The sequence below is a fragment of the Kitasatospora sp. NPDC030952 genome, from assembly GCF_055571335.1.
The window spans coordinates 20,641-37,055 of record NZ_JBVIFM010000030.1 but is presented as its reverse complement, the minus strand read 5'-3'; the positions used below and the strand labels follow the sequence as shown (position 1 = coordinate 37,055).

Below are 16,415 nucleotides of genomic sequence, written 5' to 3'. Positions count from 1 at the left end.
AGGGCATGCGCCTACCGGGATACGCGATCGTGTGCGCGGGCTTCAAGCGTCTCACCAAAGACGGTACGGGTCAACACGATCACCGCACGCTACCGCGCCCCTGTCACCTGCCCGGCGGTGTCGTCACGCCTGGGGGGTTTCGGGCCCGGGTCCACCACCTGCTCGTGGATCATCGTTCGATGCGGAGTCAACCACGAGTCTGCCCGATTGGCAACCGTATGACACCGACCGTTGCGGATCAGTTCCGGGGAGGGGCGGCGCCGGCCCGGGAGCCGGGCGTTCAGCGGATCTCGAAGCCCTCGTAACCTGCGCCGACGGCGGTCCAGATCTCGGTCACTCCGGACACCGCGCCGGGCGTGTCGGGCCCGCGCAGCAGGGTCAGCAGTTGCTCGCAGTCGGCGGCCAGGCCCTCGGCGACCACCTGCACCCGGCCGTCGCCGAGGTTGCTCGCGTAGCCGGTGAGGCCGATCTCCAGCGCCCGTGCCCTGGTCCACCAGCGGAACCCGACCTGCTGGACCCTCCCCCGGACCCAGGCGGTCACCCGGACCGGTTCATCACTGTGGGCGTCGCGACCGTGCATGCCAAGACCCTAACCGGCGCGACGGCCGGTCACCGCTCCACCGGGCCCTCGACCGTCCAGCCCGGGGTGTGCACCTCGGCGTGCAGTTCGCCGCGGCGGGCCTCGTGGCCGCAGGTGCGGCAGACCCAGGCCGGGTCGAAGGGGTGCGGCTGGTGACCCTCGGGCGTGTGGGCGAAGGTCACCGGGGAGTCCGGCAGCAGCCAGCGGTCGCCCCAGGTGCGCAGCGCGTGGGCGAGCGGGGCGAGGTCCCGGCCGGCCTCGGTGAGGTGGTACTCGTAGCGCGGCGGCCGCTCGCTGTACGGGCGGCGCTCGACCACCCCGGCCTCCTCCAGCGCCCGCAGCCGTGCGGTCAGCCGGTCGCGCGGCGCTCCGGTGTTGCGGGCGATCCGGTCGAAGCGGTGGTTGCCGTAGAACAGCTCGCGCACCGCCAGCAGGGCCCACTTCTCCCCCACCACCTGGAGCGCCGCGGCCATCGAGCAGGGCCGGCCGGGGACGGCCGGGACGCCGGGGGTGGTGGTGTCGGGGGTCACGACGCCAGCCTGCCACACCGGGTTGGCTTGTCGAACCCGCACCGGAACGGCGGACGGCCCCGCCGGTCGGAACCGGCGGGGCCGCGGAGGGAGGGCGCGGGGCGGGCGGACTACCAGTCCCCGCCGCCGCCGAAGTCGCCGCCACCGCCGAAGTCGCCACCGGAGTCCCCGCCGCCGAAGCCGCCGAAGTCGGAGGAGTTGAAGTCGGCGCCGGTGAAGTCACCGCCGTCGTACTGGTCCTGGTAGCCGTGGCCGCCGCCCATCATGGGGGCCGCGGCGTAGGCCGGGGAGCTCATCATCGAGCCGAGCATGGTGCCGACCAGCAGGCCCGGCAGCAGGCCGCCGCCGCCGAAGCCGCTGTAGTAGCCACCCGCGTAGGGGGCGTACGCCGGGCCGGCGTTCCAGTACGGCTGCGGGCCGTGCTCGGTGTCGACGGTGCGGATCGCCGGGTCGAGGCCGGCGGCCACCCGGTCCGCGTCGGCCTGGCAGACCGGGACGCTGCGGGCGGCGCCGCCGGCCGGGGCCCAGTCGACGTCCTTGACGGACGGGCCGTGCCGCGGGTCCATGAAGCACGGGGGACGGCGCTCGGGCAGCGGGCGCTTCTCGCGCCGGGCGGCCAGGGTGGCCAGCGCGAACCGGCCGTCCTCGATGGTCTCCGTGACGACCTTGACGTCCTCGGGCTTCTTGGCCTCGTCCATCAGGCGCTTGGCCTTCTCGTACGAGTCCAGCGCGTGGCTGTAGTCGGTGCGCTGGACGTCGTCCGCGTCGGTGGCCCGCGGGTTGAAGTCCAGGCGCTCCAGCTCGACGCCGTAGGCGGTGATGTCCTCGTCGACCACGCGGCGCAGCTGCTCCAGCTCGGCCCGGGCCTGGGCCTCCTTGCGCTGCTTGGCGCGGCGGAAGAGGAAGAAGACGCCGGCGCCGGCCAGCGCCACCAGCACGAGCGGGATGACCACCCAGGCGATCGAAGTGCTGTGGTTGACCCCGGTGCCCTTGGCCTGCGGGGCGGCGTTGTCGACGAAGTCGTTCAGGGTGGCGTCGATGTCGCCGTTGTGGGAGTGCAGGGCCGCGCTGGCGAGCTTCTCGGCGGCGCCGGCCGACATCGCGCCGCGGTCGGCGCGGGCGGCGAACTGGTCGCCGCGCCAGATCGCGTAGACCCCGTCGATGCCGACCTTGGTGCGCACGTCCTGGAAGACGCTCTGCTTGTTGTACGAGGGCGAGTCGGGGACGACCGCGACGAAGATCGGCTTGTCGGCCTTCTCGATCTTCTTGGTCAGGGCGTCCGCCTGGCTCTGGCTGAAGCGGCTGGTCATCGCCGGGTCGACGTAGACCTTGCCGGCCTTGAGGGCGGCGGTGGCATCGCTCAGCCCACCGGCGGCGGAGGCCGCCGGCGCGAACAGGAGCAGCAGCCCGAGCAGCGTCGCCACCAGGGCAAGCGGCCCGGTGCCCCGGGAACGTCGTGCAAGGGTTCTCATGTCCCCGACGCTACCGTGACCGGCGGCCGGGCACGGCATACCCTTCGCATACTGGTTATGACAGGATTCCCCGCCGTCCGCCGGGGTGGCTCCCCTTCTCACGGATGAGATTTCCCCCAGCCGACCCTGAGACGGATGGGGCGCGGGAACCGCGGGAGGCGGCCGGACGTACGTCCGGGCGGGCCCGGGAAGGTTCCGGGGCGGTTCGAGGGGGCGTCCCGACCGTACCGCGCGAACGGGCACACTGGTCCCGGACCGCTGGTCCCATTACCTTTTCTTGACCCAACTCCCGATCGGAGCGCTCGGTGATCATCGGCCTCGTCACGGCCGTGGCGGCATCCGCCTGCTACGGCACCGGCTCGGTCCTGCAGGCCGTCGGTTCCCGCCGCTCGGCCCGCGAGGAGGCGGCCAAGGGCGCCACCACCACGACCACCGAGCACGGCGGGCCGAGCCTGTCCTCCACCGCGAAGGCCGCCGTCACCTGGGAGTTCATCACCGGTACGGTGCTGGACCTGATCGGCTTCGGGCTCGGCGCCCTGGCCGCCCGGCTGCTGCCGCTGTTCCTCTCCCAGACCATCATCAGCGCCAACCTGGTGATCACCGCGGTGCTGAGCATCAAGCTGCTGGGCATCCGGCTCAAGCAGCTGGAGTGGGTCTCGATCGGCGTGCTCTGCTCGGCGCTGGTGCTGCTGGCCGTCTCGGCCGGTCCGGAGGGCGGCCACCACGCGTCGACGGCCTTCCACTGGGGCCTGCTGATCATCACGACCGTGCTGCTGGCCGGCGGCAGCCTGCTGGTGCGCCGGATGGGCTCCAAGGGCGCGATCGTCGCCGGTCTGCTGTCCGGCCTCGGCTTCGGCGCCCTGGGCGTCGGCGTGCGCATCCTGAACGGCGTGGAGCCGTTCGACCTGGTCCGGCTGATCTCCGACCCGGCGCTGTACGCGATCCTGATCGGCGGCCTCGGCGGCATGTACGTGCACACCGTGGCGCTGCAGATCGGCTCGGTGAACGGCGCCACCGCCGCCCTGGTGGTCGGCGAGACGGTGCTGCCCGGCGCGATCGGCGTGCTCTGGCTCGGCGACTCCTCCAAGGCCGGCCTGGGCTGGCTCGGAGTGCTGGGCTTCCTGCTCGCGGTGGTCTCCGCGGTCGGCGTCGCCTACTACGGCCAGGGCGACCACGGCGCCCTCGGCGAGGCCTCCGCCGACCACCCGGAACTCGCCCACAAGTAGCCCGCCGTCAGCCCCCGTTGACGGTGCGCGGCAGGCGCTGGCAGCGGGGGCAGAAGTAGCTGGACCGGTTCATCCAGGGGGCCCGCCGGATCGCGGTGCCGCAGCGGCGGCAGGGCTCGTGCTCGCGGCCGTAGGCGTCGAGGTCCCGGGAGAAGTAGCCGCTCTCGCCGTTCACGTTCACGTACAGGCTGTCGAAGCTGGTGCCGCCCACGGCCAGCGCCGCCGCCATCACGTCCCGGGCGTTGGCCAGCAGCAGCGCGGCCTGTGGCCGGGTGAGGGTCGTGGTCGGGCGTTCGTAGTGCAGCTTGGAGCGCCACAGCGCCTCGTCGGCGTAGATGTTGCCGACGCCGCTGATCAGGGTCTGGTCGAGCAGCGCGCGCTTGACCGTGGTGCGCTTGGCGCGCAGCGCGGCCATGAAGGCGCCGTCGTCGAAGCGCGGGTCGAGCGGGTCGCGGGCGATGTGCGCGATGGAGAGCGGGGTGCCCTCCGGATCGTCCTCCTCGGCCTCCTCGACGGCCAGGCCGCCGAAGGTCCGCTGGTCGACGAAGCGCAGTTCGCGCCCGCCGTCGGCGAAGCGCAGCCGGACCCGCAGGTGGGTCTCGTCCGCCGCCGTCGGGTCCTGGACGAGGAGTTGGCCGCTCATCCCGAGGTGGCCGATCAGCGAGAAGCCGGCCCCCGCGCCGCCCAGCGGCACCCAGAGGTACTTGCCGCGGCGCTGCGCGGTGCCGAGGGTGGTGCCGGTCAGCCGGGCCACGAAGTCGGCGGCGCCGGCCGCCTGGCGGCGCACCGCGCGCGGGTGCAGCACCTGGACGTCGGCGACGGTCCGCCCGGCGACCCAGTTCGCCAGACCGCGGCGGACGACCTCGACCTCGGGGAGTTCGGGCACGGGAGCTGGCCTCCTGCTTCGAAGGGATCGGCAGGAGGCAAGGCTACTTCTTCCGGGTCACGCGCCGGCGGGCAGCCGGTCGGCGTACTTCTCCTTGATCGCGCGCCAGGCGCTCTCGGCGGCCTTCTGCTCGGCTTCCTTCTTCGAGCGGCCGACGCCGCTGCCGAAGTCCTCGCCGGCCACCCGGGCCGCCGCGGTGAAGGTCTTCTCGTGGTCCGGACCGGACTCCATGACCACGTACTCGGGCACTCCGATGCCCACCGAGGCGGTGAGCTCCTGGAGGCTGGTCTTCCAGTCCAGGCCGGCTCCCAGCTGAGAGGACTCCTCGATCAGCGGGTCGAACAGCCGGTGGACGAACTCGGTGGCCGCTTCCAGACCGCGGTCCAGGTAGACGGCTCCGATCACGGCCTCGACGGTGTCCGCGAGGATCGACGACTTGTCGCGGCCGCCGGTGCCCTCCTCGCCCTTGCCGAGCCGGATGAAGGTGCCCAGTTCGAGCCCCCGGCCGACGTCCGCGAGCGCGCGGGAGTTGACCACCGCGGCGCGCAGCTTGGCGAGCGTGCCCTCCGGGACGTCCGGGTGGACGCGGTAGAGGGTGTCGGTCACCACCAGGCCCAGCACCGAGTCGCCGAGGAACTCCAGGCGCTCGTTGGTGGGCAGCCCCCCGTTCTCGTACGCGTACGAGCGGTGGGTCAGGGCACGCACCAGAAGGGCGCGCTCGAGCGTGTACCCGAGGCGCCCTTCCAGGACGTCGTATTCGGTCGAAGCCGGCCCGCCGGCCTTGCCGCCGCCCGAAGAACCCTTCGAGGCAGAGGACGCCTTGCGGGTGGAGCTACCGTCCGACATCGATCCGTGCACCCCGCCGATCAGACCGAGAGGACCTGGCGACGGTTGTACGTGCCGCAGCTCGGGCACGCGATGTGGCCCAGCTTCGGCTCGTGGCAGCGGTCGCACGCCACGAGGGCCGGAACGACGGCCTTCCAGTTGGACCGACGGTGGCGCGTGTTGCTGCGCGACATCTTCCGCTTCGGAACAGCCACGGCTACTTCTCCTGGTTCTCGGCGAGACCCTCACGGGTGTCGCTGTTCTTGATTCCGTCACCCTCGTCGCCGGGGGCGGCGGAGAGTCCCTGCAGAGCCGCCCACCGGGGGTCGGCGGCGTCGTGGTGGTGCGTCGGGTCGTCGCTCAGGCGCGCTCCGCACTCGGAACACAGACCCAGGCAGTCTTCCTGGCACACCGGCTGCAGCGGCAGTGCGAGCACCACCGCGTCACGCAGCACCGGCTGGAGGTCGAAGAAGTCGCCCTCCAGACGGTAAGTCTCTTCTTCCGAGTCCTCGTCGAGGTCCTCGGTCCCGGTGGTCCGGGCGCGGTGACGCTCGTCGGACTCCGGGTAGTAGTACAGCTCCTGGAAGTCGACGTCGATGTCGAAGTCGACGGGCTCCAGGCACCGGACGCACTCGCCCTCGACGTGGGCGTCGGCGGTGCCGGTGACCAGCACGCCCTCGACCACGGACTCCAGGCGGAGCTCCAGCTCGATCGGGCTCTTCTCCGGGACGCTGATCACGTCGATGATCCCGAGGCCCTCGGGGGCCTCCAGGGTCCGGCTCACCTTGCGCATCGAGCCCGGACGACGGCCGAGCTCGTGCGTGTCGAACACGAGGGGGTCGCGGTGGTCGAGGCGGTTCAAGGTGTCCTGACTTCCATAGGGATCAACGCTGTGTTCCCCATTACGAGTCGGCGTTGCGAGGGCAAGCCGACGGCCGGACATGGGGATGCCGGAGTGGTCAGACTACCGGAGTCTCCCGCCAGGCCCAACTTCGGTCCCGTCAGGAGACTCCGCGGAGGTCCGCTCAGCGGCCGCCGAGCTCCCGCAGCCGGGTCATGTCGATCATGCTGGTGTCGAAGAAGCTCGTCTCGTCCAGGTTCTGCTGCTGCTGGTGCGGCACGGCCGGGGGCAGCGCGGGCTGCTGCGGGTAGCCGTAGCCGTCGTACGCCTGGGCCGCGTAGCCGTCCTGCTGCTGGGGATAGCCGTAGGCGCCCTGCTGGCCCTGATGGTGCTGACCCTGGTGCTGCTGCCCCTGGTAGTCCTGCTGCTGCGGGTAGCCGCCCTGCTGGTGGCCCCACTGGGCGTTGTACGGGTCGCCCTGGCCGGCCGGGTCGAAGCCGCCGCCGTACACCTCGGCGTACTGCCCGCCCTGGGGCTGTCCGACGTGGTGCTGGACGTCCTGGTGCTGGGCGTCCTGGTGCTGGGCGACGGCCGCGTACTGGTCGCCGCCGGTGGGCTGCCAGCCGGGCGCGGCCGGGGTCTGCTCGGGCCAGCTCTGCTGCTGGGGGACGTCCTCGCGGTACCAAGCGAGTTCGGCGCCGTCGGCGTCCGCGGCGAAGCCGGCGGCCACCGCCTCGGCCCGCTCCTTGGCCTGCTGGGCCTCGTCGGCGGCGGCCAGGTAGGCGCCCAGCTCGTCGATCGGCTTCTTGCCGAGCAGCTTGTCGCGGCCCTTGCCGACCGCCTCCAGGGTGGCGCTGAGCACGTTCTCCAGGGTGGCGAGCTTCACATCGACGTACTCGTCGACCTCGGGGCTCGGGCTGATCCGCTGCGGCTGGAACTCCTCGCCGTCGCTCTCGGCCTCGAAGGCGGCGTCGCCGCGCAGCTTGGTCCGGCCGCGGCCGACCGCGCCGAGCGTCTTGGTCAGTACGACCTCGAAGTTGGCGAGCTTGCTGTCCACGTAGTCGTCGGCCTCGGCACGCTTGGTCTCGACGTCGGCACGGGCCTCGGCCAGGAGCCGGTCGGCCTCGGACTGGGCCCGGCGGACCACCTCGGTGTCGGAGATCAGCGAACCGCGCTCGGAGTGCGCGCCCTGGATGATCCGGTCGGCCTCGGCCTGGGCCTCCGCCACCACCTGCTCGTGGTCGGCCATCACCGACTGGGCCTGGGCGAGTTCGGCGGGCAGAGCCGCCTTGAGGTCGTTGAGCAGGCCGATCAGTTCGGCCCGGTTCACCACGCAGGAGGCCGACATCGGCATCGCGCGGGCGTTCTCGACCGCCGCCACGATCTCGTCGACCTTTTTCTGCACGTCCACGGGGGCTTCGTCTTTCCGTGTGCCGCCGACGGTCCGGCGGAGGCAGGCCCGGCGCGGTGGACCTCACCGCAGGGCAGGACTACAGACTGTACGGCCCCCGTGCGGCGAGCTCACAACGCCTGAGCCGAAGCGTCCTCCGCCGCCCCGGACAAGCCATGACGAACCGGCAGGAAAGCCACCCGCTACTGCTCGGCCTTGCGCTCCGCGATCCGCTCCACCAGGCGGTCGTGCACCGTCTCCGGCAGCAGGTGCGAGACGTCGCCGCCGTACGAGGCGACCTCCTTGACCAGCGTCGAGGAGAGGAAGCTGTACGTCGGCGAGGTCGGCAGGAACAGCGTCTCCACGCCGGTCAGGCCGTGGTTCATCTGGGCCATCTGCAGCTCGTAGTCGAAGTCGCTGACCGCGCGCAGGCCCTTGATGATCGCGGGGATGTCGCGGTCCCGGCAGTAGTCCACCAGCAGGCCGTGGTGCGACTCGACCACCACGTTCCCGAACGGAGCGGTGACCTCCTCGATCAGGCCGATCCGCTCCTCGACGGTGAACATGCCCTGCTTGTTCCGGTTGATCAGGACCGCGACATGCACCACGTCGTACAGCTTCGAGGCCCGCTCGATGATCTCCAGGTGGCCGTTGTGGATCGGGTCGAACGACCCGGGGCAGACGGCTCGGCGCATGGCGTGTGTGCTCCCTCGTGGGGTGACGGCTGCTGCGGGCCGCGGCCCGCTACTCCTGCTCGCTGGCCTCGGCGGCGGCGCGACCGTACCAGAGCGTGCCCTCGCCGTAGCGGCGGGAGCGCAGCACCTCGAAGCCCTCGGGCCAGCCGAACTCGCCGCCACGGGTGCTGCGCTCCACGGTGACGAGTGCGTCCGCCGCGAGCCAGCCCCCAGCCAACAGTGTGATCAGCATCTCGCGCACCTCCTCGTCCGTCATCACGTAGGGCGGATCGAGGAAGACCAGGTCGTACGGGTCCTGCGGAGGCGGTCCGGCGATCACCTTCTCCGCCTTGGCGGCCCGCACCTCGGTACCCGGCAGGCCGATCGTGCGGACGTTCTCCCGGATCACCCGGGCCGCCTGGGCGTCCGCCTCGACCAGCAGCACGTGCTCGGCGCCGCGCGAGAGCGCCTCCAGGCCGACCGCGCCCGATCCGCCGAACAGGTCCAGCATCCGCGCCCCGTGCAGGGTGCCGCGGAAAGCCTCCAGGGTGGAGAACATCGCCTCGCGGGCCTTGTCGGAGGTCGGACGGGTGCCCCGGCCGGGCGGTACGGCCAGTCGGCGGCCGCCGGCCGCTCCGGCGATCACGCGGGTCATGGTGGTGGGAGGTCCTTTCGTCGCTGCCCGACCACGCTATCCCGCCCCGAGCCGAAGGGGCGCGCCGGTGCCGAAAGGGAGAAGCGACGGAGCGAGGCACGAGCGAGGGAGTGCCGACCGTCGGCACCGGACCAAGAGCGCCCCGGAGGCGAGCGGGCGAAATCACAGCCCCGAGCCGAAGGGGCGCGCCGGACAGGCCCGGCCCGGCGGGGGCGTCCCCGCCGGGCCGGGCCCGCGCACTCGGGCGGTCAGCTCGCCTCGGAGCCCGCACCCTGGCCCGGGACCGCCGCGCCGAGCAGCGCCGGCGAGGCGTAGCGGGACCAGGACAGGCAGCCGTCGGGCGGGCAGAACTCGGGGCGGCGCGGGTCGTGCCCGAGCTCGCGCAGCTTGGTCCGGACGGAGTCGGGCGTACGGCCGAAGCGGGCGGCGATCCGGGCGATGGTCTCGCCGTCGTGGAAGCGCCGGACCAGCTCCTCCTCGTGCTGGGGCACCCAGGGGGCGCCGTGGCCGGGGTACAGCTCACGCAGCACGTCGCGGTCGGGGATGGGCTCGGAGACGTCGGCGACGATCGCCAGCGCCCGCAGTGCGCGGTTGAGCGCGATCCGCAGCGAGGCGACGTCCTCGACCGGCAGGCGGAGCTTGCCCGAGGCGAGCGGCGTGGCGGCCGCCCCCTCACGCCAGCCGGTCAGGGTGAGGGTGACCTCTCGGTCGTCGTCGCTGGCGAGTTCGATCCGGAAGACCTTGTCGCCCAGCGGGAGCTCGTTGAGATGACGGAATGCCATGGCAGGACCCCCAAGTGTCGTGCCAGGTACGCACCTTGAGGGTGCGCCCTGAACAACTACATTCTCTCCCGGGGGTCTGACAATCCGGCCGGCCCGAGGGCCCGCTCAGCCCTTCTCCATGTAGGCCGCGCGGTCCTCGTCGAGCAGGCTCTCCAGCGCGGTGCGCAGCTCCGGGTGGGCGGCCAGCTCGGGGTCCTCGGCGACCAGCCGGGTGGCCTCGGTCCGGGCGGTGAGGATGACCTCCTCGTCCTCCAGCACCGAGAGCACCTTGAGCGAGGACTTCACCCCGGACTGCGCCTGGCCCAGTACATCGCCCTCGCGGCGCTGTTCGAGGTCGATCCGGGACAGCTCGAAGCCGTCCAGGGTGCCGGCCACCGCGTCCAGCCGGGCCCGGGCGGCACTGCCCCCGGGCATCTCGCTGACCAGCAGGCACAGGCCCGCCGCGCTGCCCCGGCCGACCCGGCCGCGCAGCTGGTGGAGCTGGGAGACGCCGAAGCGGTCGGCGTCCATGATGACCATCGCGGTGGAGTTGGGGACGTTCACGCCGACCTCGATGACGGTGGTGGCGACCAGCACGTCCACCTCCCCGGCGGCGAACCGGCGCATCACGTCGTCCTTGGCCTCCGGGGCGAGCCGGCCGTGCAGGATCTCCACCCGCAGCCCGCTGAGCGGGCCCTTCACCAGCTTGTCGGCGGTCTCCACCACCGAGAGCGGGGGCCGCCGTTCATCGCTCCCGGCGCCGGCGTCGGCGTCGGCGATCTCCTCGAAGTCCTCCTCGGCCGCCTTGCGCCGCTTCTTCGCGGCCTTCGGGTCGGCGGCCGGCTCCTCGTCCCCGATCCGGGGGCAGACCACGTACGCCTGGTGGCCCTTGCCGACCTCCTCGCGGACCCGCTCCCAGGCCCGGGTGAGGAAGTTGGGCTTCTCCAGCGCGGGGACGACATGGGTGGAGATCGGCGAGCGGCCGGCCGGGAGCTGGTCCAGGACGGAGGTCTCCAAGTCCCCGAAGACGGTCATCGCGACGGTGCGCGGGATCGGGGTGGCCGTCATCACCAGCAGGTGCGGCGGCTGCTCCCCCTTGGCCCGCAGCGCGTCCCGCTGCTCGACGCCGAAGCGGTGCTGCTCGTCCACCACGACCAGGCCGAGGTCCTGGAACTGGACCTTGTCCTCGATCAGCGCGTGGGTGCCGATGGCGATCCCGGCGTCCCCGCAGGCCATGTCCAGCATCGCCTGGCGGCGGGCGGCCGTCCCCATCGAACCGGTCAGCAGCACCACCCGGGTGGCGTGCTCCGAGCCGCCGAGCATGCCGCCCTCGGCGAGGTCGCCCATCATCTCGACGATCGAGCGGTGGTGCTGCTGGGCCAGCACCTCGGTGGGCGCGAGCAGCACGGCCTGGCCGCCGGCGTCCACCACGGCGAGCATGGCCCGCAGCGCGACCAGGGTCTTGCCTGAGCCCACCTCGCCCTGGAGCAGCCGGTGCATCGGGTGCTCGGTCGCCAGGTCGGCGGCGATCTCGGCGGAGACCTTCCGCTGGCCCTCGGTGAGGGTGAACGGCAGCCGGGCGTCGAAGGCGTCCAGCAGCCCGCCGGTGAGGGCCACCCGCGGCTTGGCGGGCAGCGCGGAGTCGGCGGCCCGGCGCTGGGCCAGCGCGACCTGCAGGACGAAGGCCTCGTCCCAGCGCAGCCGGCTCTGGGCGCGCTCGCGGTCGGCCTGGCTGCTCGGGCGGTGGATCAGCTCCAGCGCCTCGGGCAGCGGGATCAGGTCGTGCCGCTCGCGCAGTTCGGCGGGCAGCGGCTCGCCGACGTCGCCGAGGTGCTTGGTGAGCGCGGTGTCGATGCAGATCGACAGCTTCCAGCTGGGCATCTGCGCGCTGGCGCCGTACACCGGGATGAGCCGGCCGGCGAACTGCTCGGCGGCGTCGGAGCCGGCGTCCTCGTCGAGCAGCTGGTAGTCGGGCGAGACCAGTTGGCGGGTGCGGTTGAAGACGCCGACCTTGCCCGCGAACAGGCCCTGGGCGCCGGCCCTGAGCTCCTTCTGCCGCCAGCCCTGGTTGAAGAAGACCAGCGAGAGCCGGCTGCGGCCGTCGGTGACCACGACCTCCAGCCGGTCGCCCTTGCGCCCGCGGAACGGGATCAGGGTGACCTTCTCGATCCGGGCCAGCACGGTGACGTGCTCGTCGATCTCCAGCTCGTCCAGGCTGGTGAGCTGGCCGCGTTCGACGTAGCGGCGCGGATAGTGGTGCAGCAGGTCCCCGACCGTGCGCAGCTTGAGGCTGTCGGCGAGCACCTTCGCGGTGCGGTCGCCGACGAGCTTGGTCAGTGATTCATCGAGAGCGCCCATCAGGCCCTTGTTTACACCAAGGCACCGACGATCCGGGCGCGCTCACCCGCCCGCCGCCTCCGAGCCGGAGGGGCGGCTCACTCCACTCCGATGAGCAGCGGGGTGAACCCCTGGCCGCCGTGGAACACCACGGAGTCCACCTCCGGCCGCTGCTGGCGGACGTGCGCCACCAGCCGGTCGGCGAGCGCCCGGTCGGCGCCCTCGCCGAGGATCAGGGTGACGAGTTCGCCGCCCGCGCCGAGCATCCGGTCCAGCACGCTCTCGCCGACCTCGGCCAGCCCGGCGCCGATCACCGCGACGTCGCCGTCGATCAGGCCGAGCACGTCGCCGGCCTGGCAGACCCCGGCCATGGTCCAGGACTCCCCCTCGGCGACGGCGAGTTCGGCGTACCGGGTGGCCCCGGCGGCGGAGGTCATGGCGACCACGTCCTCGTCGAAGCGCCGCCCGCCCTCGTGCACGGCGAGCGCCGCCAGGCCCTGCACCGGCGAGCGGGTGGGCAGGACGGCGATCCGTACGCCCTCCTCGCGCAGCTGGTCGGCGGCGGCTCCGGCGGCGGCGCGCAGTTCGGGGTCGTTGAGCAGCAGCACCACCTCGCGGGCGGCCGAACCGCGGACGGCGTCGGCGAGTTCGGCGCTGGCCGGGCGGCGGTCCGGGTCGGCGTGCAGGACGACGGCCCCGGCCTGCTCGCACAGCTCGGCCAGTCCGTCGCCGGAGACCACGGAGAGCACCGCGCGGGCCCGCTCCTCGCGTTCGCCGCGCTCGGCGGCGGTGCCGGCCCGGGCGGCGGCCTCCGCGAAGTGGGTGATCCGGATCTGGTGCGGGCGCCCGGCCCCGACCCCGGCCTCCACGGCGGCGCCCGCGTCGTCCACGTGGACGTGCACGTTCCACAGGCCGTCGCCGCCGCCGATCACCAGCGAGTCGCCGAGCCGGCCGAGCCGCTCGCGCAGCGCGGGCAGCGCGTCGTCCGGCGCGTCCAGCAGGTAGATGACCTCGAAGGCGGGGTGGCCCGGGCCGGGCGGCCGCAGGTGCACCTCGCAGCTCTCCACCTCCCGGACGTCCCCGCGCAGCGCGACCGGACCCATCGGCTGCTGCCCGGCGACGGCATCGGCGAGCGCGCCGAGGACGGCCACCAGACCGCGCCCGCCGGCGTCCACCACTCCGTTCTCGGCCAGCACGGCGAGCTGCTCGGGGGTGTGTCGCAGCGCGTCCCGGGCGGCCCGGTGGGCGGTGTCGGCGACCTGGGCGAGCCCGCCCCCGGCCCGGACCGCCTCCCGGGCGGCGACCCGGGCGACGGTGAGCAGGGTGCCCTCGACGGGCTCCGCGACGGCCTGGTACGCGGAGTCGGCGGCCCGCTGGAGGGCGGCCCGCAGGTGTTCGCCGCCGCCGCCCTCGGCGAGGGTCTCCGCGGTGCCGCGCAGCCACTGGGCGAGGATCACCCCGGAGTTGCCGCGGGCGCCGATCAGCGCGCCGCGGGCCATCGCCCGGACGGCGTCGGCCAGTCCGGGCGCCGGGTCGGCGGCGGGGTCGGCGAAGCGGCTCTCCACCTCGGCGGCGGCGGACTCGACGGTCAGGTAGAGGTTGGTGCCGGTGTCGCCGTCCGGGACGGGATAGACGTTGAGCGCGTCGATCTCCTCGCGGGCCTGGCCGAGCGCGTGCAGGGCGAGCTGGCACCAGGTGCGCACGGCCGGGGCGTCGAGCGTGTGCAGCACCAGGTCTCCTCCGGAACGGGACGCCGACACGGCCGGGGGCGGCGGCAAGGGGTGATACCGGCAGGTTATCGGGGGTCGGGGAGGGCCGCCGGGTCCGCCGACCGGAGCGATCACTCGGCCGGTCATGGTAGTTTCGTGGGACGGAAGCAAGCGTTGTATGCTCTTCCGGTTGCCTGGAACCGTCCAGGCTCACCCCCTTGTCCGGTCCGGTGCACGCGAGTGTTCTGGTGGGTGAGTGGGTTTTCGAAAGTATCTGATCTGAAGTCTTGGAGTGACTCCTGTGGCTGCCAACTGCGACGTCTGCGGCAAGGGGCCGGGCTTCGGCAACAGCATCTCCCACTCTCACCGCCGTACCCCCCGTCGTTGGAACCCCAACATTCAGACGGTGCGCGCTGTGATTGGGCGTACGCCGAAGCGGCTCAACGTCTGCACCTCGTGCATCAAGGCCGGTAAGGTCTCGCGCTGACGCGCAGACCGGCATGCCGGTCCTCCAGTGAGTCGGTTCATCCCCGGATGAGCCGGCTTCGCTGTTTCCGGGACCGGTCGCGCCATCCGGACGCACCGGTGATGGGCGGACCCCTTCGGGGGCCCGCCCATCATCCGTTTCCGGTTGGATCCACCGGACCCTCGGACAGGGCCTAAGTCCTGTCCGACCGGCGCCAGCGCCAGGCGTGGTCGACCGGGCCGATCCCGGCGCCCAGCGCGAAGCCCCCGGCGATCGCGCCGGTGATGTACTCCTTGGCCGAGCCCACCGCCTCCGGCACCGACTCGCCCTTGGCCAGGCCGGCCGCGATCGAGCTGGCCAGGGTGCAGCCGGTGCCGTGGGTGTGCCGGTTGTCGTAGCGCGGTGCGCGGTACCAGTGCACCGCGCCGGGCCCGCCGTACAGCAGGTCGGCGGCCTCGCCCGCCAGGTGGCCGCCCTTGACCAGCACCCAGCGCGGCCCGAGGTCCAGCAGCGCCTCGGCGGCGGGCAGCATCTGCGACTCGTCCTCGACGGTGCGGCCGGTGAGCTGCGTCACCTCGTGGAGGTTGGGGGTGACCACGGTGGCGACCGGCAGCAGCCGCTCGCGGACGGTGGCCACCGCCTCGGCGGCCAGCAGCGCGTCCCCGTGCTTGGAGACGCCGACCGGGTCGACCACCACCGGGGCGTCCACCCCGGCGAGCAGGCCGGCGACGGTCTCGACCAGTTCGGTCGAGGCGAGCATGCCGGTCTTCACGGCCTGCACCCCGATGTCGTCCACCACGCTGCGGAACTGCGCCCGGACGGCCTCGGCGGGCAGTTCCCAGTAGCCCTGGACGCCGAGCGAGTTCTGCGCGGTGACGGCGGTGATCACGCTCATGCCGTGGACGCCGAGGGCGAGCATCGCCTTGAGGTCGGCCTGGATGCCGGCGCCGCCGCCGGAGTCGGAGCCTGCGACGGTGAGCACGCGGGGAGGTGCGGTGGAGTCCATGGGCCCAACCTACCCGCGGGGGTTCAGAGCACCGCCTCGGACTCCGCCCAGCGGTCCTCCGGCACCGTCTTCAGCCGGGTGACCGCGTCGCCGATCGGCAGCAGCTCGATGCCGCTCCGGCGCAGCGCGGTGAAGTGCCCGAAGGCGCCCAGGTGGACGGCCTCCACCGCGTGCCAGCCGAAGCGGGTGGCCAGCACCCGGTCCCGGGCGGTCGGGGTGCCGCCGCGCTGGGTGTGGCCGAGGATGACCGGGCGGGCCTCCTTCCCGAGCAGGTTCTCCAGCTCGTGGGCGAGCCGGTTGCCGATCCCGCCGAAGGTCCGGTGGCCGTACTGGTCGACCTCGCCGTGGTCGAAGCGCATGGTGCCGGGCATCGGGGTGGCGCCCTCGGCGACGGCGATGATGGCGAACTTCTTGCCGCGGGCGAAGCGGTCCTCGACCATCCGGGCCACCTCCTCGATGTCGAACGGCTTCTCCGGGATCAGGATGCCGTGCGCGCCGCCGGCCATGCCCGCGGTGAGGGTGATCCAGCCGGTGTGCCGGCCCATCAACTCCACCACCATGACGCGCTGGTGGGACTCCGCGGTGGTCTTCAGCCGGTCGATCGCCTCGGTCGCCACGTGCACCGCGGTGTCGAAGCCGAAGGTGACGTCGGTGGCGTCGATGTCGTTGTCGATGGTCTTGGGCACGCCGACCACCGGCAGCCCGGCGTCGCTGAACTGTTTGGCGGCGGTCAGCGTCCCCTCGCCGCCGATCGCGATCAGCGCGTCGATGCCGATGTCCCGGGCCAGCGTCTTGGCGTTCTCCACCGCCCAGGCGATCCGCTCGCGCTGCACCCGGGCCGAGCCCAGGATGGTGCCGCCGAGGGTGAGCAGACCGGTGACGTCGTCGTGCGAGACCGGCCGGGTGCGGCCCTCGATCAGTCCGAGGAAGCCGTCCTCGATGCCCACGATCTCGTCGCCGTGGACGTCCGTCCCCCGGTGCACCACCGAGCGGATCACCGCGTTGAGGCCGGGGCAGTCGCCGCCGCTGGTCAGTACACCGATGCGCATGTGTGGTG

General features: G+C 72.8%; 17 protein-coding genes. 2 read left to right on the top strand and 15 right to left on the bottom strand.

Annotation, left to right across the window (positions count from 1 at the left end; translation table 11 throughout):
- Positions 1-280: 280 nt before the first annotated feature.
- The 3 genes from ACZ47G_RS35025 to ACZ47G_RS35015 all read right to left on the bottom strand — a co-directional run bounded on the left by ACZ47G_RS35025 (position 281) and on the right by ACZ47G_RS35015 (position 2,582).
- Positions 281-580, bottom strand: coding sequence for an acylphosphatase (locus tag ACZ47G_RS35025; protein ID WP_380453390.1), 300 nt, complete (start codon positions 578-580; stop codon positions 281-283).
- 29 nt (positions 581-609) lie between these two features.
- Positions 610-1,110, bottom strand: a complete 501-nt coding sequence (locus tag ACZ47G_RS35020; RefSeq protein ID WP_465749771.1) for a winged helix-turn-helix transcriptional regulator — start codon at positions 1,108-1,110, stop codon at positions 610-612.
- Positions 1,111-1,220: 110 nt separating this feature from the next.
- Complete coding sequence (locus ACZ47G_RS35015; protein ID WP_465749769.1) at positions 1,221-2,582, bottom strand: hypothetical protein; 1,362 nt, start codon at positions 2,580-2,582, stop codon at positions 1,221-1,223.
- Between the two features lie 305 nt (positions 2,583-2,887).
- On the opposite strand from ACZ47G_RS35015, the gene ACZ47G_RS35010 reads away from it, so the two are divergent.
- Positions 2,888-3,808: a DMT family protein gene (locus ACZ47G_RS35010; protein ID WP_465749767.1), complete on the top strand. Its 921-nt coding sequence runs from the start codon at positions 2,888-2,890 to the stop codon at positions 3,806-3,808.
- A gap of 7 nt (positions 3,809-3,815) precedes the next feature.
- Here the strand turns inward: ACZ47G_RS35010 and mutM are convergent, their stop codons facing one another.
- The 10 genes from mutM to ACZ47G_RS34960 form a co-directional block, all read right to left on the bottom strand.
- A complete protein-coding gene (gene mutM, locus ACZ47G_RS35005) occupies positions 3,816-4,694 on the bottom strand; it encodes a bifunctional DNA-formamidopyrimidine glycosylase/DNA-(apurinic or apyrimidinic site) lyase (protein WP_465749765.1) in 879 nt (292 codons plus the stop codon).
- A gap of 57 nt (positions 4,695-4,751) precedes the next feature.
- Positions 4,752-5,540, bottom strand: a complete 789-nt coding sequence (gene rnc / locus ACZ47G_RS35000; protein ID WP_465749763.1) for a ribonuclease III — start codon at positions 5,538-5,540, stop codon at positions 4,752-4,754.
- Positions 5,541-5,560: 20 nt separating this feature from the next.
- The gene (rpmF, locus tag ACZ47G_RS34995; RefSeq protein ID WP_030056747.1) at positions 5,561-5,734 is read right to left on the bottom strand and encodes a 50S ribosomal protein L32; all 174 of its coding nucleotides are present in this window, start codon (positions 5,732-5,734) and stop codon (positions 5,561-5,563) included.
- A 2-nt stretch (positions 5,735-5,736) separates the two neighbouring features.
- The gene (locus ACZ47G_RS34990; RefSeq protein WP_465749761.1) at positions 5,737-6,381 is read right to left on the bottom strand and encodes a YceD family protein; all 645 of its coding nucleotides are present in this window, start codon (positions 6,379-6,381) and stop codon (positions 5,737-5,739) included.
- 163 nt (positions 6,382-6,544) lie between these two features.
- Positions 6,545-7,771, bottom strand: coding sequence for an ATP synthase subunit B family protein (locus ACZ47G_RS34985; protein WP_465749759.1), 1,227 nt, complete (start codon positions 7,769-7,771; stop codon positions 6,545-6,547).
- 182 nt (positions 7,772-7,953) lie between these two features.
- Complete coding sequence (gene coaD / locus ACZ47G_RS34980) at positions 7,954-8,445, bottom strand: pantetheine-phosphate adenylyltransferase (protein ID WP_465749758.1); 492 nt, start codon at positions 8,443-8,445, stop codon at positions 7,954-7,956.
- A 49-nt stretch (positions 8,446-8,494) separates the two neighbouring features.
- Positions 8,495-9,079, bottom strand: coding sequence for a 16S rRNA (guanine(966)-N(2))-methyltransferase RsmD (gene rsmD / locus ACZ47G_RS34975; protein ID WP_465749757.1), 585 nt, complete (start codon positions 9,077-9,079; stop codon positions 8,495-8,497).
- 248 nt (positions 9,080-9,327) lie between these two features.
- On the bottom strand, positions 9,328-9,861 hold the full coding sequence (locus ACZ47G_RS34970; RefSeq protein WP_465749756.1) for a hypothetical protein: 534 nt from the start codon (positions 9,859-9,861) through the stop codon (positions 9,328-9,330).
- 105 nt (positions 9,862-9,966) lie between these two features.
- Positions 9,967-12,198: an ATP-dependent DNA helicase RecG gene (recG, locus tag ACZ47G_RS34965; RefSeq protein WP_465749754.1), complete on the bottom strand. Its 2,232-nt coding sequence runs from the start codon at positions 12,196-12,198 to the stop codon at positions 9,967-9,969.
- A 77-nt stretch (positions 12,199-12,275) separates the two neighbouring features.
- Positions 12,276-13,907 (bottom strand): DAK2 domain-containing protein, encoded by a 1,632-nt coding sequence (locus ACZ47G_RS34960; protein WP_465749752.1) that lies wholly within the window; start codon positions 13,905-13,907, stop codon positions 12,276-12,278.
- A 280-nt stretch (positions 13,908-14,187) separates the two neighbouring features.
- Here ACZ47G_RS34960 and rpmB point away from each other — a divergent pair, with 280 nt between their 5' ends.
- Positions 14,188-14,373 carry a 50S ribosomal protein L28 gene (gene rpmB, locus ACZ47G_RS34955; RefSeq protein ID WP_014138233.1) on the top strand — a complete coding sequence of 62 codons (186 nt, stop codon included), beginning with the start codon at positions 14,188-14,190 and terminating at the stop codon, positions 14,371-14,373.
- A 172-nt stretch (positions 14,374-14,545) separates the two neighbouring features.
- Here the strand turns inward: rpmB and thiD are convergent, their stop codons facing one another.
- Positions 14,546-15,358, bottom strand: coding sequence for a bifunctional hydroxymethylpyrimidine kinase/phosphomethylpyrimidine kinase (gene thiD / locus ACZ47G_RS34950; RefSeq protein ID WP_465749750.1), 813 nt, complete (start codon positions 15,356-15,358; stop codon positions 14,546-14,548).
- A 23-nt stretch (positions 15,359-15,381) separates the two neighbouring features.
- The gene (locus tag ACZ47G_RS34945) at positions 15,382-16,407 is read right to left on the bottom strand and encodes an ATP-dependent 6-phosphofructokinase (RefSeq protein WP_465749748.1); all 1,026 of its coding nucleotides are present in this window, start codon (positions 16,405-16,407) and stop codon (positions 15,382-15,384) included.
- Positions 16,408-16,415: the final 8 nt, after the last annotated feature.

Excerpts from the sequence above, each read along its gene's own strand:
- recG (WP_465749754.1), bottom strand. The coding sequence starts at position 12,198 with ATGGGCGCTCTCGATGAATCACTGACCAAGCTCGTCGGCGACCGCACC.
- rsmD (WP_465749757.1), bottom strand. The coding sequence starts at position 9,079 with ATGACCCGCGTGATCGCCGGAGCGGCCGGCGGCCGCCGACTGGCCGTA.
- ACZ47G_RS35015 (WP_465749769.1), bottom strand. The coding sequence starts at position 2,582 with ATGAGAACCCTTGCACGACGTTCCCGGGGCACCGGGCCGCTTGCCCTG.
- thiD (WP_465749750.1), bottom strand. The coding sequence starts at position 15,358 with ATGGACTCCACCGCACCTCCCCGCGTGCTCACCGTCGCAGGCTCCGAC.
- ACZ47G_RS34945 (WP_465749748.1), bottom strand. The coding sequence starts at position 16,407 with ATGCGCATCGGTGTACTGACCAGCGGCGGCGACTGCCCCGGCCTCAAC.
- coaD (WP_465749758.1), bottom strand. The coding sequence starts at position 8,445 with ATGCGCCGAGCCGTCTGCCCCGGGTCGTTCGACCCGATCCACAACGGC.
- rnc (WP_465749763.1), bottom strand. The coding sequence starts at position 5,540 with ATGTCGGACGGTAGCTCCACCCGCAAGGCGTCCTCTGCCTCGAAGGGT.
- ACZ47G_RS35025 (WP_380453390.1), bottom strand. The coding sequence starts at position 580 with ATGCACGGTCGCGACGCCCACAGTGATGAACCGGTCCGGGTGACCGCC.
- ACZ47G_RS34970 (WP_465749756.1), bottom strand. The coding sequence starts at position 9,861 with ATGGCATTCCGTCATCTCAACGAGCTCCCGCTGGGCGACAAGGTCTTC.